Here is a 19,223-nt window from a genome sequence, read left to right on the forward strand (position 1 = left end):
CAGATACAGAAACCGGGGTCTCTCAATGAAGCTGAAACTTGCTGCCGCCCTTCTCGCCAGCGCTGTCGCCATGCCCGCACAGGCCGATGTGCTGGTCGACAACGTGTCGGGGATCACGATCGACGAGAACGGCGAGGTGAAACGTTTCGGCGCATTGGTGATCGACGATGACGGCAAGGTCGCGCAGCTTCTCGAGCGGGGCGAGGAAGCACCTCGGACCGACTACCGCGAGGACGGCGAAGGCCGCGTCATGCTGCCTGGCTTCATCGATGCGCACGGTCATGTAAGCGGCATCGGCTTCGGTGCGCTGACGCTAGATCTTTCGGGCACCAACTCGCTGGAGGAAGCGCTCGAGGCGATCCGTGTCTTCGCCGAAGAGAATGAGGCCCGCCCGTGGATCCTCGGACGCGGCTGGAACCAGGAGAAATGGGGCCTTGGCCGCTTTCCCACCGCTGCCGAACTCGACAGCGTGGTGTCCGACCGCCCCGTCTATCTCGCCCGCGTCGACGGCCATGCCGGTTGGGCCAATTCGCTCGCGATGAAGGCTGCGGGCGTTACGGCAAAGAGCGTCTCGCCCAGCGGCGGACGGATCGAAACCCTAGCGGACGGCAAGAAGCCCTCGGGCGTATTCGTCGACGCTGCAGAAGAGCTGATGACCAAGGCCATTCCGGCCCCGCGCCCGGTCGAGCGGGATCTCGCACTCGCCGAAGCGCAGAAAGTCCTTCACGCGCAGGGCATCACCGCAATGGCCGACATGGGCACGACGATCGAGGACTGGCAGGCCTTTCGCCGCGCCGGCGACAACGGCTCGCTCACGCTGCGCATCATGGCCTATGCCGCCGGACCCGAGCAGATGGTCTTGATCGGCGGGAGCGGCCCCTCGCCCTGGCTCTACGACGACAAGCTGCGCCTCAACGGGATCAAGCTCTACCTCGACGGCGCGCTGGGCAGTCGCGGTGCATGGCTGAAAGAACCCTATGCCGACGATCCGCACAACACCGGTCTGCCGCTGACGCCGCCTGCCGCGCTCCGCAATATCCTGGTGCGCGCAGCACAGGGCAATTTCCAGCCCGCCGTCCACGCGATCGGAACGGCAGCCAATGCCGAGGCGCTCAATGCCATTTCGGAGATCGCCGAGAGCTTCGACGGCGACCGGCGCTGGCGCATCGAGCACGTCCAGATCGTCGATCCTGCGGACCTGCCGAAACTGGCCGAGCACGGCATCATCTCGAGCATGCAACCCGTCCACCAGACGAGCGACATGTTCATGGCGGAGGCACGCCTTGGCCCGGACCGTCTCGACGGCGCCTATGCCTGGAACACGATCCTCAAGCTCGGCGGAAGGCTCGCCTTCGGCTCCGACGCACCGGTGGAATCGGCCAACCCCTTTGCCGGCCTCGCGGTCGCCATCACCCGCGCCAATGCCGAGGGCGAACCCTTCGGCGGCTGGCGTCCGGGCGAAAGCGTGAGCCGCGAGCAGGCGCTCGCCGGCTTCACCTCAGAAGCCGCCTTTGCGGGCTTTGCCGAAGGCCGCTTCGGACGCCTACTCCCCGGAGAGCGTGCGGATTTCGTGCTGGTCGACGTCGATCCGCTGGTCGACACGCCCGACCAGATCCGGAACACGAAAGTGCTGGAAACCTGGGTCGGCGGGCGGAAGGTCTACGAGGCCGACTGATCGGCATCGGGCGGGGTCTCGACCTCGCCCTTCTCCTTCGCCTTCGCCTTCGCGTCGCGCTTGTCGAACACGCGCATTAGCAGCAGCGATCCTTCGAATAGCAGTAGAAGCGGGACCGCCAGCAGCAGCTGCGAGCCGGGATCGGGCGGCGTGATGATCGCGGCGAGCGCTACCACCAGCACGATGACATAGCGGCGCGCGCCGACGAGCTGCTCGCGCGTCACGATCCCTGCGCGGTGCAGCAGCAGCAGCAGGACCGGAAGAAGGAAGCTCATCCCGAAGGCGAGGATGAACTGCATCACGAGGCCGAGATACTCGTTCGCCGTGGGCAGCGCCTCGATCTGGAGGCCGCCCGCACTTCCCTCGAAACCGAGGAACCACTCGAATGCGGTCGGCATGACGATGTAATATGCCAGCGCAGCGCCGCTTGCGAAAAGGAAGGGCGTGGCGAGCAGGAATGGCAGGAAAGCCTTCTTTTCCTTCGCATAAAGTCCCGGGGCGACGAATGCCCAGAGCTGGTTGGCAATATAGGGAAAAGCGATGCAGAAGCCTGCGAAAAGCGCGACTTTCAGCTCGACGAAGAAGACCTCGTAGAGCTTGGTGAAGATCAGCTGGCCCTCGCCATCGGCGAACGCGCCCTTCAGCGGCTGGATCAGGAAGCCGAGGATCTGGTCCGCAAAATAGAGGCAACCGAGGAACGCCACCACCAGCGCCGCTACGCAGCGCACGAGGCGCATGCGCAGTTCGATCAGGTGGTCGAGCAGCGGCGCCTGGGTCTCGTCGATATCCTTGACCTCGAACGCCATGTCAGCTGCCCTTTTCCGGTTCGCCGAAAGGCAGGCCAGGCTCGTCCGAAGGCTTCTCGCCGCTGTGCTCGGGCGCTTTCTTGGGCGCGGCGCGCTTTATGGCGGCCTCTGCGACGGCATCTGCGTCGGGCACTTCCTCTGCGGCGGCCAGCGGCTCCATTCCTTGGTCGGGCGGCAGGATGTTCTCGGGAGCGCCCGCTTCGGCCTCGGTACCCTTGGGGTACTTTGCCATGATCTCTTCGTTACGCTTGGCCCACTTGTCTTCCATGTCCTCGATCTCGGCCTGGCGGACCATCTCGTCGAGACCGGCACGGAAGTGCGAGGACATGCGGCGCAGCTTGCCGATCCAGCGTCCCGCGGTACGCATGGCCTTGGGCATGTCCTTGGGGCCGATCACGAGGATCGCCACCACGACGATCACCAGCAATTCGGCCGCGCCGATATCGAACATCGAAAATAGCTCCGCCTAGCTGCGGATCACTTGGGCTCAGAGGTAGTCTTGACCTGGTCGTCCTTCAGGCCCTCTTCCGCCGGCTTCGCCTCGTGCGAAATCTGCTTCGTCGGCTCGGCGTCGTCCTCGTTCATGCCCTTCTTGAAGCTTTTGATTCCCTTGCCGAAATCACCCATCATTTCCGAGATGCGACCGCGCCCGAAAAGGACGAGGATGACGAGGGCGATAATGATGAGCTGCCAGGGGCCGAGCGACATTGTAAATACCTTTTGAGCGTGGGCTGTTATGGCCAATATAGGCGTGCGATGGCGCGAACGCCAGTCAGGCCGCGTCGTTTGCCTGTTCGTCGGCCTCAACCTCTTCCTGCGGCTCCTCGCTGTCGCCCTCGCCCATCAGGTCCTCGTAGGCGTCTTCGACCGGGTCGAGCAGGCCTGTCGCGCGCAATTCCGCAATTCCGGGCAGGTCGCGGCGGCTGGTCAGGCCAAAATGGTCGAGGAACTCGGGCGTAGTCGCATAGATCGTCGGGCGGCCCGGAACCTCGCGGCGGCCGGCAATCTTCACCCAGCCCGCTTCCATCAGCACGTCGAGCGTCCCGCCCGACGTCTGCACGCCGCGGATCGATTCGATTTCCGCGCGGCTGACCGGCTCGTGATAGGCGATGATCGCAAGGACCTCGGTCGCTGCACGACTGAGGCGGCGGACCTGTTCGCGCTCCTTGCGCAGCAGGTGCGCTAGATCAGGTGCGGTCTCGAAATGCCAGCGCTTCCCACGCTCGACGAGGTGGATGCCGCGTTTCTCGTAGGTCTCGGCGAGAGCCTTGAGCGCTTCGCGCACCTCCGCCTTTTCCGCATCGCCGAGGAAACCCGCAATCGCATCGACGCTCATTGGTTCTTCCGCTGCGAACAGCGCGGCTTCGACGGCGCGTTCGAGCTCGGTCACGCGACCCGCCTCAGGCGCATCGGGCCGAAGGTCTCCTCCTGCGCGATCTCCGCCTTGCCCATGCGCGCCAGTTCAAGCGCGGCCACGAAGCTGGAGGCCAGCGCCGAGCGGCGCAGGCGCGGCTCGGCATGCGGCGGGAGGAAATCACGCAGCTCCATCCATTCGAGCGTCACGCCGAGCATGTTGGACACGCGGTCGAGCGCCGATTCGAGCGTCATCACCGGCCGCTCGCGAACCATGTGGACCGCGGGCGCAGTGCGCGCCTTCACGCGGCCATAGGCCTCGATCAGGGAGAACTGGTCGCATTCCCACTGCGTCTTGCGGACGATCGCGAGACCTTCGGGCGACCCGCGCAGGAACACGTCGCGCCCGATCCGGTCCCCGCCCATCAGGCGGCCTGCCGCCTCGCGCATGGCACCAAGCCGCTGGAGGCGCAGCTGTAGCTTGAGCGCCAGTTCCTCGGGGCTCGGATCCTCCTGCTCTTCCTTGGGCAGGAGCATCGCCGATTTGAGGTAGGCGAGCCACGCCGCCATCACGAGGTAATCGGCGGCCAGTTCAAGCTTCAGCGCCTCGGCCTGCTCGATATAGTCGAGATATTGCTCCACCAGTGCGAGGATCGAGATTTCGCGCAGGTCGACCTTCTGGCGCCGCGCAAGGTCGAGCAGCAGGTCGAGCGGACCCTCCCAGCCATCGAGCTCGAGATAGAGCGCGTCCTTGTCGGCGGTCGCCTCGGCAGCGATGCCCTCCCAGTTTTCGGTCTCCTGCTGGGGAGGATCGGTGAAGAGAACGCCCTCGGTCATGCGGCCTCCTCGGTAATGGCGAGCAGCGCATCGCGCTTCGCAAGAAGGTCCGCGGCCTTGCCGGTATCCGGAGCATCTCCCATCGCGGCATACACCCGTTCGAGGCGCGCGGCGGTCTTGTCCGAGAGGTCGGGGAAGCGGTTGGCGATCTCCTGCTGGTCGTCCATTTTAGCCCAGCAATTCAAGATGATGTCGCAACCCGCATCGAGCGCCTTGGCGCCGCGCTCGGGGATCGTCCCGTCGAGCGCCTGCATGTCGATATCGTCGGTCAGCAACAGCCCGTCGAAACCGATCTGGCCGCGAATGATCTCGCCGATGACCTTCTTCGAAAGCGTCGCCGGATTTTCGGCGTCCCAGGCGTCGAACACGATATGCGCGCTCATGCCGAGTGGGTGCGAGGACAGCGTGCGGAAGGGCTCGATATCGGTTTCGAGCTCTTGCGCGCTAGCAGTGACGCGGGGCAATTCCTTGTGGCTGTCCACCGTCGCGCGACCGTGACCCGGCATGTGCTTGAGACATCCGACAACACCGGCCCGCGCCATCCCGTCGAGGACTGCACGACCCAGCGCCGCGACCTGCATCGGATCGCTACCCAGCGCGCGGTCGCCGATCACGTCGTCGGTCTCCGGACGGCGGACGTCGAAAGGTGCATGGTAATCGACGGTGATGCCGACATGGGCCAGCTCGATCGCCATCGCCTCTGCATTGACGCGTGTCGCTTCGATCGCGGAGGCGGGAGCCGCCTCGTAAAGCTTCGCGAAGGCCTCGCCGGCCGGGTATTTCGGCCATTCGGGCGGCTTCATCCGCACGACACGGCCACCTTCCTGGTCAATCGAGATAATCAGTCGGTCGCGGCCGTGAATCGCCCGCAAATCGTCGGTCAGCCGCCGCATCTGCTCGCGGGTTTCGCAATTGCGCGCGAACAGAATGTAGCCCGCCGGATCGGCCTCCTTGAAGAAGGCGCGTTCGTCGGGCGTGAGTTCAGGCCCGGAAATGCCGAAAATGGCGGGTGTCATGGGGCGATGCTGCTGCTTTTCGCCTGCGAATCCAAGCGCAGCTGAGTCCACAGGTGTGGAAATTAAGCCAGATCGAGTCCGAAATGGCGCCCTATTTCACGAAACAGGCGAGACCCTCGGCTTTCAGGCGGTCACAGAGCGCCTTTGCAGCGGCCCGATCGCCCGGAAGTGCCTGGAGGCGGTAAACCGTGCCGATATCCACCTGCGCCTCGACAACGCGGTTGCGCACGCCGTTCAGGGCCTCCGTCTGGCGCATCAGCCTGCCCCACGCCTCGTTGGCAGCAGTTCGGGTCGGGAAAGCGCCGACCTGGACGGCCACTCCGGTCGGTTCGGGCACCCGCGGCCCTTCGTTGAGGGTGGTCGCGAGCGAAGGTCCGGCGACTTCCTCGGGCGGAGGCGCCGGAGGCGTGTCGGCAAGCTTGGCCTCGCGGGTCTGGCCTTCGCCGACCGCATAGCTGGTGTCGCCCGTACCCGGGAAAGTCTTGCCCCCGGCATCTTCTGGCCGGGTCTTGTAGGGTTCGTCCGGCGCTTCGATCAGGCTGCCGTCAGCCAGCGGTTCGTTTCCGCCCGACCCCAGCAGGAACCACGCGCCCGCCACCAAAGCGCCGACCAGCGCGAGCGAGAGCACGCCAAGCATGACGAGACGCGAAGTTGCGAAACCCTCGTCGGCCTCTTCCTCGTCATCCGCCTCGAGCCAAGGCAAGCGATCTTCGGACTCGATCAGCTCGAGGTCCTCGCCGTCGTCCCAGTCCTGGTCAGTCCCGAAAGGCGTATGCGTCATGGCTCACATCTCCTCGACCGCCTCGACACCGAGAATGCCGAGACCGTTGCGGATCACCTGGCCGACCTGGGCTGCGACAAACAGTCGTGCAGCGGTCAGCTCTGCGTCATCGTCCTGGATGATCCGCTTTGCAGGATCATCATTACCCGCATTCCAGAAACTGTGGAAGGCGGCGGCGAGATCGCCGAGGAAAAAGGCGATACGGTGCGGTTCGCGGGCCTTTGCGGCGGCTTCGACCACGCGCGGGAACTGGGCCGCCTCGCGCACCAGTGCGAGTTCGTCCGCACCTAGGCGGTCGAGATTCGTATCGCTTGGCTCGACACCTGCCTTGCGCAGCGTCGAGCGGATACGCGCATGGGCATACTGGAGGTAGAAAACCGGGTTGTCCTTCGAGGCTTCGACCACCTTAGCGAAATCGAATTCCATCTGTGCTTCGGGCTTGCGGGTCAGCATGGTGAAACGCACCACGTCCTTGCCCACTTCCTTCACCACATCGGCGAGCGTGACGAAAGTGCCAGCGCGCTTCGACATCTTCACCGGCTCGCCGTCGCGCATCAGGTTGACCATCTGCACCAGCTTCACGTCGAACGGCACATCGCGGCCAGCGCCCTTGGTGAGCGCGGCGACGGCAGCCTTGATGCGCTTAACCGTACCGGCGTGGTCCGCACCCCAGATGTCGATCAGTGCATCGGCGTTTTCGGCTTTCTGGAAGTGATAGGCGAGATCGGCGCCGAAATAGGTCCATGCACCGTTCGATTTCTTGATCGGGCGATCCTGGTCGTCACCGAATTCGGTCGAGCGGAAGAGCGGCAGTTCGACCGGCTCCCAGTCTTCCGGCGGGGCCTTGCCCTTGGGCGCTTCGAGTACGCCGTCGTAGACGAAGCCGTGTTCGCGCAGCCACGCCTCGGCTTCTTCGGGCTTTTTCGCTGCCTGCAGCTTGGCCTCGGAGGAGAACAGGTCGTGATGGATGCCGAGCAGCGAAAGGTCTTCGCGGATCATGTCCATCATCGCGGCGACCGCGCGTTCGCGGAAGAGCTCGAGCCATTCGCTCTCGGGCGCGTCCTTGTAGGCCGGGCCGAACTCCTGTGCGAGGCGTTCGCCGACCGGCTTCAGGTAATCGCCGGGATAAAGCCCCTCGGGGATTTCGATCTCTTCGCCCAGCGCCTCGCGGTAGCGAAGGTGCGCAGAGCGGGCGAGCACGTCCACCTGCCCGCCGGCATCATTGACGTAGTATTCGCGGATGACCTTGTGGCCGGAAAACTCGAGCAGGCCGGCAAGCGCATCGCCCACCACCGCGCCGCGGCAATGGCCCATATGCATCGGGCCGGTCGGGTTGGCCGAGACATATTCGACATTGACCGTCTGCCCGCCGCCCAGTTGCGAGCGGCCATAATCCTCACCCAGAGCGGCGATGGCCTCGAGTTCGCGCAGCCATGCCTGTTCGGACAGGCGCAGGTTGATGAAGCCCGGGCCGGCGATGGTCGCTTCGGTGATGTCGGGCTCGCGCGTCAGATGCTCGACGATCAGCTCGGCCAGCGCGCGAGGATTGGTCTTCGCCTGCTTGGCGAGGACCATCGCGGCATTGGTCGCAAGGTCGCCATGCGAGGGATCGCGCGGCGGCTCTACGGTAACGCCCGAACGGTTGGTCTCGGGAGGAAGGTGTCCTTCCATCTCGAGCGCATTGAGAACGGCATCGATTTTCGCCGCGAAACCGGCGTGAAGAGTCTGGATGTCAGCCATGCCCGCGCGCCTAGACGAATGGCGCAAAATGGCAAGGTGTCAGAGCATCAACGCGTCGCGTTGTAGCGCAGCTGGTCCTCGGTGAGCTGGAAGCCGACGAGCAGTTCGAAGGTCGCGCGCTGGACAGCGGCACGTACTTCGGGATCTGCCAGCGGGTCGAGCGCAGCGTCGGGATCTCCGGGCTTGCGGCGACGGGTAATCCGTTCGACGACGTCTGCCGGCAGCGTCGCATCGGCGCGATTGACGAAAGCACCGGCCTTGCCCGTTGCGCGGGCGCGCTCTTCACCGTCGGCGAAGGTAAGCGTCACGGTGCCGACGCGCTTCGTCACGACGGCCGTGCCGCCGCGCAGGACGGTGGTGAAATAGGGAAGCTCGACGGTGCGCGCGCCGCGCACATCGGTGCGACGGGCAACCACGTCGAAGCTCGCTTCGGAATAGACCCTGTCGTTCGCCTCGTTGCAGGTGGAGGTAAGATTGGTCATCGCGGCTGTCACGTCGAGGTCCGCCAGCGTCTTCGTCGCGCCACGGAAGAGGGTGACGTCGCCTGTGTAATCGGGAATGCCAACTGCGGGGCAGGCGGTGCGCACTGCCGTGATACCCACTGCATTGCCCTGCACCACGAGTTCGCCGTCGGACTTGCATCCGGCAAGCGCGAGACCCATTCCAAGGGCAGTCAGGAGGCGAAAGCGATTGGTCATGTCGGCGACATTCCTCATGTGTTCGTATTCAAGAGCCCGTCGGGGCGACGCGTGCCCTAGCTTGGCACGATGCAAAGCGCTAGAGGGGCACTCATGAACGCCCCCTTTCCGTCCACGACACAAAATCCGGCCCAAGGCGATCCACGCCTGCCGCTCCAGCTCCTGATCGCGGCTCCGCGCGGCTTTTGCGCCGGTGTCGACCGCGCGATCGAGATCGTCGAGCGCGCGCTCGAAAAATATGGCGCCCCGGTCTACGTTCGCCACGAAATCGTCCACAACCGCTATGTGGTCGACAGCCTCAAGGCCAAGGGCGCGATTTTCGTCGAGGAACTGGACGAGGTTCCCGACGACGTTCCTGTCGTTTTTTCCGCGCACGGCGTGCCGAAATCGGTCCCGGCAGAGGCGGAGCGCCGCAAGCTGCTATATGTCGATGCCACCTGCCCGCTGGTGAGCAAGGTTCACCGCCAGGCCGAACGCCAGATCGAAAAGGGCCAGCACATCATCTTCATCGGCCATGCAGGCCACCCCGAGGTGATCGGCACCATGGGCCAGGTGCCCGAAGGCCAGATCACGCTCGTAGAGACGGTCGAGGACGTTGCAGCGCTATCCTTCTCGCAGGACAACGACCTGTCCTACCTTACCCAGACCACACTCTCGGTCGACGATACGGCCGAGATCATCCACGCGCTCGAGGCGCGCTACCCGCAGATTGTCGCACCCAAGGCAGAAGATATTTGTTACGCGACCAGCAATCGCCAGGCCGCAGTAAAGATCATCGCGCCCAAGAGCGACCTGGTGCTGGTAATCGGTGCGCCCAATTCCTCCAATTCGCTTCGCTTGGTCGAAGTCGCAGAGCGACTCGGTACCGACGCACGGTTGATCCAGCGGGCCGATGAGATCCAGCCCGAATGGCTCGAAGGCGTCGGCACCCTCGGCCTGACCGCCGGGGCTTCGGCGCCAGAGAAACTGGTGCGCGAAGTCGTCGACCGGATTTCGGAATGGCGCCTGGTGGACGAACACCCCATTGCCGCCGCCGAAGAGAACATGGTCTTCAAGCTGCCACGCCAGCTGACCGAATAGGTGGCGGTCTACACGCATCTCGGCGCGGAGGATCTCGCGCGCCTGATCGCGGAATATGATGTCGGCGAGCTTACTTCTGCGAACGGCATCGCAGAAGGTATCTCCAATTCCAACTGGCTGATCGAGACCAGCCGCGGCCGGTACATCCTGACGATGTACGAGCGCCGCATCGACACGGCGCAACTGCCGTTCTTCCTCGGTCTGCTGGACCATCTTGCGGCAAATGGCTGTGCGGTCCCCGCCACCATCCACGACCGTTCGGGCGCTGCCTTCCGGCAGTTCGACGGCAAGGCGGTCGCATTGATTGAATTCCTGCCTGGTGTTTCCCCGACCGAACCGACGGCAGAGCAGGCCGAGGCGGTCGGAGCTGCGCTTGCACGGGTCCACATCGCGTCGCAGGATTTCGCCATGGAGCGGACGAACGACCTTGCGCCCGCCGATACACTGGCCGTGCTCGAGAAATGCGGCGAAAACGCACTTGCAGGCATCGATCCAGCCCTACCCGACATCCTGCCGCGGGCGCGCGCACAGGTAGCGGACTGGCCTACGGACCTGCCGCGGTCGGTAATCCACTCCGATTTGTTTCCCGACAACGTCCTCATGCTGGGCAGCAAGGTCTCGGGAATGATCGACTTCTATTTCGCCTGCAACGACACCATGGCCTACGACCTCGCCGTCACGCACGCAGCCTGGTGCTTCCCTGGCGGCACATTCGCACCGGAACTCGGGAAAGCCCTCGTCTCGGGTTACGAGAAGGTTCGCCCGCTCGGCGACGACGAACGCGAAGCACTGCCGCTGCTCGCACAAGGAGCATGCCAGCGCTTCGTCGCCAGCCGCGCAGAGGACTGGCTCGATACGCCCAGCGATGCCCACGTCCTGCGCAAGGACCCCATGGACTTCGTCCGGCGCTGGGATTTTTACGCCAAGAAGGGCGCTGAAGCGTTTTCCTGAAGCGCATCCCGCGCTAGGGGCGCAAGCATGAAGCGGGTCGAGATATTCACCGATGGCGCATGCAAGGGCAATCCCGGTCCAGGAGGCTGGGGCGCGCTGCTGCGCATGGGGCGGCATGAGAAGGAAATGTCGGGCGGTGAAGCAGACACCACCAACAACCGGATGGAGATGACTGCAGCGATCCGCGCGCTATCGGCGCTGATCGAGCCTTGCGAAGTCGAACTCTACACCGACAGCAAGTATCTGATCGACGGCATCACGAAGTGGGTGCACGGCTGGAAGAAGCGCGGCTGGGTAAATGCCAGCAAGAAGCCGGTGCGCAATGCCGACCTTTGGCATGACCTTATCGATCTGACCGGTCGCCATCGGGTGGATTGGCATTGGGTAAAGGGTCACGCAGGCCATCCGGAAAACGAGCGGGTGGATAGCCTCGCCAGCGACGCCGCCGAAGCGATCGCCGCTGGCGGAAGCTAGATATGATTAGCTCTCGTCAACCGTTTCGGCGCCCGGGCCGTTCTTCTTGATCGATTCGATGGCGTTTTTGGCGCTGGCCTTCGAGCTGTAGCCCTCGGTCCAGAACATCGTTTCCGAATTGTACATGAAGTAAGCGACGTATTCGCCCTTCTTGTTCTGCTTGATCTTGAAGTGGTGCGCCATCGATGGGCTCTCCCGATAATTGTGAATGGGTCGCGTACCCTAACAAATGATACGCTCTTGGCTAGGCAAAGCGTGCAGGATCGTAGAGCGAAGCATCAAGTTTCTCGGTCATTGCATCCCTGCCCGCCCCGAGAAGCAGCTGCGCGGCAAGGCGCGCGGCGGCTGGAGAGGTCTGGATTCCGTAGCCGCCCTGCCCGGCAAACCAGGCGAAACCTTCCACCAGAGGATCGAGCCCGTAGACCGGCAGCCGATCGGGCGAGAAACTACGCAGTCCCGCCCAGCGGCGTTCGACAGCCTCGATCCGGCAGTCGACGACCTGCTGGAACCGGTCGATCGCAGTCGCCACATCGATCTCTTCAGGTGCGGCATCGCAGGGCTCGCTGGGTATCTCGTCATGCGGGCTCAGCCAAAGGCGCCCCGCCTCCGGCTTGAAGTAGAAGTGCCCCGATATATCCAGCACGAGCGGCTGGTCGGCAGGCACGACGGGATCGATACGCAATTGCACCACGGTGCGTCGCAGCGGTCCGATGCCGAGCGGACGAGCACCTGCAAGCTGTGCGAGACTGTCGGCCCAAGCCCCCGCCGCATTGACCACCCAGCTCGCCTCGTAGGTGTCGCCTGCAGCGGTCTTTATGGTCCAATGGGCATCTTTTCTTGAGAGGCCATCGACCCTTGCCCGGCATACAAGGTCGACCCCGCCCTTGCGCGCACGCGCGAGATAGTGCGCGTGGAGGCCAGCCACGTCGATGTCGGCGCAGGCAGGCTCCCAGACCGCATCTGTCCAGTCCTCGCGCAGGCCGAGGACTTTCCCGGCGAGCGCTTCGCGGTGCAGCCGCTCGATCGTTGCCCCGGTATCGCCGAACCTCTCCATGAACCGATCGAGCGCGCCCGCATCTTCCTGCCTCCCGATATAGAGCGCGCCGCGCTTGCTGAGAAAACCGTTGTCGCGCAGGTACTCGCCCGAGGCGAGCGTCAGCGGGACGATCTCAGGCCCGCCGTAGCATTCTTCCCAGAATGCCGCCGACCTGCCGGTGGAATGGTAGCCCGGACGGTCCTCGGCCTCGAGCAGGAGCACTTTCGCCCCGCCCTCTGCCAGTTCCGCAGCAAGGCTCGCACCGGCAATCCCGGCTCCGACAATGGCGAAATCGTAAGTCGTCACTGCCTTGCGGGCACCACCCGGTCGAGGAATTCGGTGATGCCGTCCATGGCGCGGCGGCGAACCCCGTCGACTTCACGCAGGATCTCGTGATGCGCCTCTGGCCCGAATGAGAGCAGTTCGCCCTTGGGGAACCTGCTGGCAGCGCGCGCTGCGGCCTCGTGCTTCACCAACTTGTCATTCACGGTGGAGATCACGAGCACCGGGACATCCACCGCCTCCATGGCGCCGGGCGCTTCGAGTTCGCGGGTCGAGGCATAGGCGCGCTCGACCCAGCCCCAGCTGCCCGGTCCCATGGCCAGTTCGGGACGCGTCTCGCGCCACCACAGCTCGTCCTCGTAGCGATCATCGTCGTGGGTAAGTAGGTCGCGGCGGCGCGCGGGCATCTCGCCAGGCTTTTCGCTCCACTTCCACGCAGGGCGCGTGGGCGAGCCGATCTTTGTCATCACCTTTGCTACCGAATGCAGCATCGCCAGCGGAAGCGGCGGTCCGGCCATGCCGAGCATGGGTGCGGAAAGGACAACGGCATCGGGCTTCACGGCACCATCTACTAATGCGCGGGTCACGATGTGGCCGCCCATAGAGTGTGCGGCGAGCACATGCGGGCCCGGTGTTTCGGCAACCCAGCTGTCCCAGAAATGCTTCAGGTCCGCGACCCAGTCGTCGAAATCGTCGACATGGCCGGTCAGCGGATCGTCGCCCAACCGGCCCGAGCCGGCCTGGCCCCGCCAGTCAGCGGCAGTGACCTTCCAGCCTGCGCGGTGCAACTCCTCGAGGCTCTCGAGATACTTCTCGTAGAAATCGCCGCGTCCGGGAAGGAAGAGGATGGAGCCCCGAGCGGGCTCCGAACCCGCGGGCCAGTCGATCCGGCGAAGCTCGTGGCCGTCTTCCGCCCGCCAGCGGCTTTCGCTCGCAAGGGGCGGAATGGCACGCCTGTCGATCGGCTTTTCGATAGTCTCGGCGATTGCAACCTCCGTCTCACCGGTCGTCATGGTTACTCTTTAGTAAGCATGTTTGGGTAGGCCAGCCCTCGAAACAACTTCGAAGGCAGGTCATGGACCAAGAGATTTTCACCTACGTTCTGCTCGGCGCCTTGGCAATCGCGCTGCTGGTTGCCGCGTTCACCGACCTCAAGAGCCGGACGATCGGGAACAAGCTCAACATCGCAATCGCAGCGGGCGCTCCGCTGTTCTGGTGGGCGAGCGGCATGTCGCTGTGGCCGGACGTTGCCATTCAGATCGGCATCGCGGCGGCCACCTTCGTCGTTTGCTGCGCCTTCTTCGCCATCCGCCAGATGGGCGGCGGCGACGTGAAGCTGCTCACCGCGCTGGCGCTGTGGTTCCCGCCGACCAACTTCGTCGGCCTCATCCTTATCATGGCAATGGTCGGCTGGGTGCTGACGCTTGCCATGGGCATCTGGGGTGTCGCGCGTTCGAACGTGCTCGGCGCCAAGCCGATCCGCGACACTTTCATCCTGGTGGCCTGCACGCTCATCGCTGCAAACTTCGCCAGTGCTGTTCTGGGCGGGCCGAAGCTCGCCGTGCCGGGCAGCATCATCGAGGCGATCTCGACAAGCGCAGCCGGTCCGCTGGCCATCGCTTTGATCCCCATCGCGATCCTCGCGGCGGTGACCCTGGTGTCGATTCAGAATCATCCGTCGTCACAAGCACCAGCCGCGTGTTCCTTACGGCCTCGCGATCTCGATTGCGGGCCTGTGGATCGTCGGCGGCGTCTTTCTGACGAGTTTTTCTGCACCTGTGGCGGGCTGAAAACCCGATTTTAACCAATCGCCACTTAGACACGGAAACCATAGTCGCCCGCATCCGATTCCAAGCGGGCCATACGAGGGGGCTTAATAGCCATGGATAGGAAGAAGCTGGTTCTGTTGGTTGGCGCGCTGGTCATTGCGATCGGTACCGCTCTTGTAGCCCGCAGCATGTTCGCCGGAGCAGCAGCTCCGCAGGCAGAGGCCGCAGCGGTTGTCGAACCGCAGGGGCCCAAGGTTCTCGTCGCGCAGCGTGCGCTGCCGACCGGCACCATCATCACGGCAGACGCCATCGGCTACCAGCTGTGGCCGGAAGAGCTGGTCCAGAACGCCTACTTCCTCGATGGGGAAGCAGACGTCTCGAAGCTGATCGGCACCGTCGTCCGCCATCCGGTTACCGCAGGTGAGCCGGTCACGCAGGGCTCGCTGGTGAGCCCGGGCGACCGCGGCTTCCTCGCAGCTGCCCTTACGCCAGGCATGCGCGCAGTCACTGTTCCCGTGGACGCCAAGAGCGGCGTTGCCGGCTTCGTCTTCCCGGGCGACCGTGTCGACATGGTCCTCACGCAGACCGTGCAGGGTGAAGAAGGTGCTCCGCTGAAAACGTCGGAAACCATCCTTCGTAACCTTCGCATCCTCGCGACCGACCAATCGACCACGCAGACGACTGTCGATGGCAAGACTCAGGTCAAGGCCTTCCGCACGGTTACTCTCGAAGTGACGCCGACCATCGCCGAGAAGGTCGCAGTTGCCCAGACGATCGGTACGCTGAGCCTCGCGCTGCGTTCGCTCGCCGACAACGAGAACGAACTCGAACGTGCCCTTGCGTCGGGCGAGCTCGTCATCCCCGACGACGCGAGCCCGGAAGAAGAGGAACGCCTGCTGCGCGAAGTCGCCGCACGTCCCGACGATGCCAAGGGTACCTATGTCACCGGCGGCGATGTCTCGCGCTTCCAGCGCAGCTCGATGCCCGCACAGTCTCGCCCGCGCGGCGGTGCAGGCGGCAACGGCGGCGGCGCTGCCCAGGTCCGTACCGGCGGTCCGACCGTGATCGTTACCCGCGGCAAGACCGCAGAACGCGTCACCGTTGGCCGTGCAGGAGCACTCAACGCCTCGGTCGCTAGTGGAACTCGCAACGCCGGCAACACCGTTCCGGTCGCGCTGAGCACCGTTCGCTAATCCGATGATCAAGACAGGAAGCCATTCAGGGGGCCATTCCATGAAACGTCGTCTTACCGCTAAATTGCTGCTCGCCGGCCTGGCGCTCGCGCCTCTGGCAGCAGTCCCGACGAACGTGGCCACGGCCCAGTCGGTCGTCAGCCCGAGCCAGGAGATCGTCCTTTCGATCGGCCGCGGCGAACTCGTCAACGTGCCCGGCAATATGGCCGATGTGTTCATCTCTAACGATGCCGTCGCCGATGTGCAGGTGAAGTCGCAGCGCCAGCTGTACCTGTTCGGCAAGGGATCGGGTGAAACCACGGTCTATGCCAGCAACGCTGCAGGCGACATCATCTGGGCAGCCAACGTCCGCGTCGGTTCGAACATCGGCAGCATCGACCAGATGCTCTCGCTGGCAATGCCGCAGGCCAAGATCAACGTCGCCACGATGGGCACCAACACGGTGCTCCTGACCGGCACGGTCGCCGCTCCCGAAGATGCAGCCGACGCCCAGGCGCTGGTCGAAGCATATGTCGGTGAAGGCACCAACGTCATCAGCCGCCTGCGCATGGCAACGCCGCTGCAGGTCAACCTGCAGGTCCGCATCGCCGAAGTCAGCCGCAGCGTCGTCCGCGCCATCGGCGTGAACCTCGCCTCGGTCGACGCCTCGAGCGGTTTCAAGATCGGTGTCGGACAGGGCTCGGGTTCGTGGATCCCGCAGTATACACCTGGTTCGCCCGCCGGTCTCGGCGTGGGCCTCACCGAAGGTCCCGACGGGGCCACCGTGATCCCGGGCGGCGAACAGGGTACGACCTTCGGCGTCGAGGGCAACCTCCTGGGTCTCGATATCGCCTCGGCTCTCGACCTTGCCGAGACGCAGGGCCTCGTGACCACGCTGTCGCAGCCGAACCTGACCGCGCTTTCGGGCGAAACGGCCGAATTCCTTGCCGGTGGCGAATTCCCGATCCCGCTAAGCGGCGGTCTTGGAACCACCACGATCGAATACAAGAACTACGGTGTCAGCCTCGCTTACACGCCTACGGTTCTGGCCAATGGCCGCATCTCGATCCGCGTGCGACCGGAAGTGTCGGAACTCTCGAGCCAGGGCGCCATCACGCTCAACGGTTTCCAGATCCCGGCTTTGATCACTCGCCGTGCGGAAACGACCGTGGATCTCGGCTCCGGCCAGAGCTTCATGATTGCCGGCCTGCTGTCCAACAGCTCGCAGAACACGATCGAGAAAGCTCCGGGCCTCGGCGACGTGCCGATCCTTGGTAACCTGTTCCGCTCGACCAACTATCGCAAGGGCGAAACAGAACTCGTAATCGTGGTGACGCCTTATCTGGTGAAGCCGGTCAACGCCAACGAGATCAAGCTGCCGACGGACGGCTATCTCAAGCCGACCGAACTCCAGCGCCTCGTCACTCTGCGCGAAGGTGGCGGATCCGTCGGCCAGCAGCGTCCGATGCCTTCGGCAAGTGGCAGCGATGCCGCTCCGCAGGTCTCGCAGGCCGAGCAGGACGAAGCCCAGGTGGCAATGCCCGCCGAGGCTCGCCGTAACGAGAAGACCGCGGCTGCCAAGCCCGGCTTCAGCTTCGAATAAGGGAGACGAGTATCATGCGTATCAACATCACTCGCAAACTCGCCGCTCCGCTGGCAGCCTCGCTTGCTCTCACGCTGGGTGCATGTGGCGGCGTCAACATGGACAACCGCACGCTTTACAGCGTCAAGCAGCCGGTGGTCGAACGCTCGAACTACGTGCTCGACGTGAACACATCGGCCGACGGTCTGCCCGTCAGCGAACAGCAGCGTCTCGCCGGCTGGTTCGAAAGCATGGGCCTTCGCTACGGCGACCGCCTTTCGATCGACGACGCGGGTAACAGCCTCGCCGTTCGCGACGATGTCGCGGCGCTGGCCGGCCGTTACGGCATCCTGGTCGCCGAAGGCGCCCCGGTAACCGCAGGTCGTGCAACGCCGGGTCAGGCCCGCGTGGTCATCACCCGCTCAAGCGCATCGGTTCCGGGCTGCCCGGACTGGTCGCACACGGCCGAAGGCAACGACAAGAACGCGACGAACCCGAACTACGGCTGCGCAACCAACAGCAACCTTGCTGCCATGGTCGCCAATCCGGAAGACCTAATCGTGGGTCAGCAGGGTACGGGCGAGACGGTCGTGACCACTTCCACCAAGGCTATCCAAACCTATCGCGATGCAGAGCCGACGGGTGCTGGTGGCCTGCCTGAAATCAACACCGAAGGAGGCAACTGAGCCATGAGCGCTTTCCAGAAACCCGGAATGCCCGGCAATCGCGATGCGTTCGCAGCCTATATCTGCGACGAGACCGCGCTGGACGTTCTTCGCCCGGTCGTCATCGAGCTCGGCTGGCAGCCCGAGAAGTGCAACAAGGGTGGCCTGCGCAACGCCGTGCAGTCGCTGTCGGTGTCGGCTAGCCCGAACATCCTGATGGTCGACCTGTCGGAAAGCGGCGACCCGCTGAACGACATCAACGCCCTCGCCGAGGTTTGCGAGCCCGGTACAGTCGTGATCGCCATCGGCCAGGTCAACGACGTGCGCCTTTATCGCGACCTGCTCGCGAGCGGCATCCACGACTACCTGCTGAAGCCGCTTTCGGCTTCGGTGCTGCGCGATCTCGCTCAATGCGGCACAGGCAGTGTTCAGCGCGCCGCGTGGCGGTGAAGCCGAACAGGTCACGCGTCACATCTCGACCGCCATCGTGGGAACCCGCGGCGGTGTCGGTGCCTCGACCCTCGCGACTTCGCTCGCCTGGCTCTATAGCGCCGAGAAGAACATGCCGACCGCACTGCTCGATCTCGACGTTCACTTCGGTACCGGCGCGCTGACGCTCGATCTCGAACCGGGCCGCGGCCTGACCGACGCGATCGACAATCCGAGCCGTATCGATGGCCTGTTCATCGAACGCGCCATGATCCGCGCCAACAACAACCTCGCCATCCTCTCGGCAGAGGCGCCGATCAACTCGCCGCTGATGACCGACGGCGCGGCCTTCCTGCAGCTGCAGGAAGAATTCCGCCACGCCTTCGAGATGACGCTGGTCGACCTGCCGCGCAACATGCTGATCAACTTCCCGCACCTGCTCAACGACGTGAATGTCGTGACGCTGGTTACGGAAATGACGCTCGCTTCTGCGCGCGACACGATCCGCCTGCTTTCTTGGCTCAAGACCAATGCCGCGCACGCCACCCCGGTGGTCGTCGCGAACAAGGTCCAGCCCGGCGCTGCCGAAATCAGCAAAGCCGATTTCGAAGCCTCGATCGAACGCAAGATCGATATCTCGATCCCGTACGACCAGAAGGGCGCAGCCACGGCAGCCAAGCTCGGCAAGACCTTCATCGACGCGAACAGCTCGGGCAAGGCGACTGCGGGCATCAAGCAGCTCGGCAGCCGCATCATCGGCCTCGGCGATTCCGACAGCGAAGAGGCAGCGGAAGTTGCCGGCAAGAAATCGCTGCTCGGCGGCTTCGACCTCAAGGGCCTAATGTCGAAGAAGGACAAGGCAGAAGCCGAATAATCA

At 64.2% G+C, this 19,223-nt stretch carries 20 protein-coding genes and 1 pseudogene; 9 read left to right on the plus strand and 12 right to left on the minus strand.

What is annotated here, in order from left to right; genetic code table 11:
• Positions 1-25: 25 nt before the first annotated feature.
• Positions 26-1,675: an amidohydrolase gene (locus tag ACZ1G8_RS02845; protein ID WP_472680311.1), complete on the plus strand. Its 1,650-nt coding sequence runs from the start codon at positions 26-28 to the stop codon at positions 1,673-1,675.
• Here the strand turns inward: ACZ1G8_RS02845 and tatC are convergent.
• The 9 genes from tatC to ACZ1G8_RS02890 all read right to left on the minus strand — a co-directional run bounded on the left by tatC (position 1,660) and on the right by ACZ1G8_RS02890 (position 8,906).
• The gene (tatC, locus tag ACZ1G8_RS02850) at positions 1,660-2,481 is read right to left on the minus strand and encodes a twin-arginine translocase subunit TatC (protein WP_472680312.1); all 822 of its coding nucleotides are present in this window, start codon (positions 2,479-2,481) and stop codon (positions 1,660-1,662) included. The two genes, ACZ1G8_RS02845 and tatC, sit on opposite strands and share 16 nt — an antisense overlap.
• Before the next feature lies 1 nt (position 2,482).
• Positions 2,483-2,932 (minus strand): Sec-independent protein translocase protein TatB, encoded by a 450-nt coding sequence (gene tatB / locus ACZ1G8_RS02855; RefSeq protein WP_472680313.1) that lies wholly within the window; start codon positions 2,930-2,932, stop codon positions 2,483-2,485.
• Positions 2,933-2,958: 26 nt separating this feature from the next.
• Positions 2,959-3,189, minus strand: a complete 231-nt coding sequence (gene tatA / locus ACZ1G8_RS02860; RefSeq protein WP_472680314.1) for a twin-arginine translocase TatA/TatE family subunit — start codon at positions 3,187-3,189, stop codon at positions 2,959-2,961.
• Between the two features lie 64 nt (positions 3,190-3,253).
• The gene (gene scpB / locus ACZ1G8_RS02865) at positions 3,254-3,817 is read right to left on the minus strand and encodes an SMC-Scp complex subunit ScpB (protein ID WP_472681171.1); all 564 of its coding nucleotides are present in this window, start codon (positions 3,815-3,817) and stop codon (positions 3,254-3,256) included.
• 50 nt (positions 3,818-3,867) lie between these two features.
• Positions 3,868-4,671, minus strand: coding sequence for a segregation and condensation protein A (locus ACZ1G8_RS02870; protein WP_472680315.1), 804 nt, complete (start codon positions 4,669-4,671; stop codon positions 3,868-3,870).
• The gene (nagZ, locus tag ACZ1G8_RS02875; RefSeq protein ID WP_472680316.1) at positions 4,668-5,687 is read right to left on the minus strand and encodes a beta-N-acetylhexosaminidase; all 1,020 of its coding nucleotides are present in this window, start codon (positions 5,685-5,687) and stop codon (positions 4,668-4,670) included. Before nagZ ends, ACZ1G8_RS02870 begins: the two co-directional genes overlap by 4 nt.
• Positions 5,688-5,778: 91 nt before the next feature.
• On the minus strand, positions 5,779-6,468 hold the full coding sequence (locus ACZ1G8_RS02880) for an SPOR domain-containing protein (RefSeq protein WP_472680317.1): 690 nt from the start codon (positions 6,466-6,468) through the stop codon (positions 5,779-5,781).
• A gap of 3 nt (positions 6,469-6,471) precedes the next feature.
• Positions 6,472-8,208, minus strand: coding sequence for an arginine--tRNA ligase (gene argS / locus ACZ1G8_RS02885; RefSeq protein WP_472680318.1), 1,737 nt, complete (start codon positions 8,206-8,208; stop codon positions 6,472-6,474).
• Between the two features lie 47 nt (positions 8,209-8,255).
• Positions 8,256-8,906 carry a hypothetical protein gene (locus ACZ1G8_RS02890; RefSeq protein WP_472680319.1) on the minus strand — a complete coding sequence of 217 codons (651 nt, stop codon included), beginning with the start codon at positions 8,904-8,906 and terminating at the stop codon, positions 8,256-8,258.
• Between the two features lie 93 nt (positions 8,907-8,999).
• Here ACZ1G8_RS02890 and ispH point away from each other — a divergent pair, with 93 nt between their 5' ends.
• Genes ispH through rnhA form a run of 3 tightly spaced genes read left to right on the plus strand, consistent with a single transcriptional unit; the run spans position 9,000 to position 11,411 of the window.
• Positions 9,000-9,986, plus strand: a complete 987-nt coding sequence (gene ispH, locus ACZ1G8_RS02895) for a 4-hydroxy-3-methylbut-2-enyl diphosphate reductase (protein ID WP_472680320.1) — start codon at positions 9,000-9,002, stop codon at positions 9,984-9,986.
• Positions 9,987-10,937 carry a homoserine kinase gene (locus ACZ1G8_RS02900; RefSeq protein WP_472680321.1) on the plus strand — a complete coding sequence of 317 codons (951 nt, stop codon included), beginning with the start codon at positions 9,987-9,989 and terminating at the stop codon, positions 10,935-10,937.
• A gap of 27 nt (positions 10,938-10,964) precedes the next feature.
• A complete protein-coding gene (rnhA, locus tag ACZ1G8_RS02905) occupies positions 10,965-11,411 on the plus strand; it encodes a ribonuclease HI (protein WP_472680322.1) in 447 nt (148 codons plus the stop codon).
• A gap of 6 nt (positions 11,412-11,417) precedes the next feature.
• On the opposite strand, the gene ACZ1G8_RS02910 is transcribed toward rnhA, so the two are convergent.
• From ACZ1G8_RS02910 to ACZ1G8_RS02920, 3 genes are all read right to left on the minus strand, one after another.
• On the minus strand, positions 11,418-11,594 hold the full coding sequence (locus ACZ1G8_RS02910) for a YegP family protein (protein WP_200982644.1): 177 nt from the start codon (positions 11,592-11,594) through the stop codon (positions 11,418-11,420).
• A gap of 61 nt (positions 11,595-11,655) precedes the next feature.
• Positions 11,656-12,753, minus strand: coding sequence for an NAD(P)/FAD-dependent oxidoreductase (locus ACZ1G8_RS02915; RefSeq protein WP_472680323.1), 1,098 nt, complete (start codon positions 12,751-12,753; stop codon positions 11,656-11,658).
• On the minus strand, positions 12,750-13,742 hold the full coding sequence (locus ACZ1G8_RS02920) for an alpha/beta fold hydrolase (RefSeq protein WP_472680324.1): 993 nt from the start codon (positions 13,740-13,742) through the stop codon (positions 12,750-12,752). Before ACZ1G8_RS02920 ends, ACZ1G8_RS02915 begins: the two co-directional genes overlap by 4 nt.
• A 101-nt stretch (positions 13,743-13,843) precedes the next feature.
• Between ACZ1G8_RS02920 and ACZ1G8_RS02925 the strand changes: the two genes are divergently transcribed.
• The 5 genes and pseudogenes from ACZ1G8_RS02925 to ACZ1G8_RS02945 all read left to right on the plus strand — a co-directional run bounded on the left by ACZ1G8_RS02925 (position 13,844) and on the right by ACZ1G8_RS02945 (position 19,220).
• Positions 13,844-14,533 (plus strand): A24 family peptidase, encoded by a 690-nt coding sequence (locus ACZ1G8_RS02925; RefSeq protein WP_472680325.1) that lies wholly within the window; start codon positions 13,844-13,846, stop codon positions 14,531-14,533.
• A gap of 78 nt (positions 14,534-14,611) precedes the next feature.
• Positions 14,612-15,691 carry a Flp pilus assembly protein CpaB gene (gene cpaB / locus ACZ1G8_RS02930; protein ID WP_472680326.1) on the plus strand — a complete coding sequence of 360 codons (1,080 nt, stop codon included), beginning with the start codon at positions 14,612-14,614 and terminating at the stop codon, positions 15,689-15,691.
• 40 nt (positions 15,692-15,731) lie between these two features.
• A complete protein-coding gene (locus ACZ1G8_RS02935) occupies positions 15,732-17,273 on the plus strand; it encodes a type II and III secretion system protein family protein (RefSeq protein ID WP_472680327.1) in 1,542 nt (513 codons plus the stop codon).
• Between the two features lie 14 nt (positions 17,274-17,287).
• The gene (locus tag ACZ1G8_RS02940; RefSeq protein WP_472680328.1) at positions 17,288-17,938 is read left to right on the plus strand and encodes a CpaD family pilus assembly protein; all 651 of its coding nucleotides are present in this window, start codon (positions 17,288-17,290) and stop codon (positions 17,936-17,938) included.
• A 3-nt stretch (positions 17,939-17,941) separates the two neighbouring features.
• Positions 17,942-19,220, plus strand: a pseudogene (locus tag ACZ1G8_RS02945) (AAA family ATPase).
• The last annotated feature ends 3 nt before the right edge of the window (positions 19,221-19,223 follow it).

It is taken from the genome of Qipengyuania sp. BR81-2 (assembly GCF_055693895.1).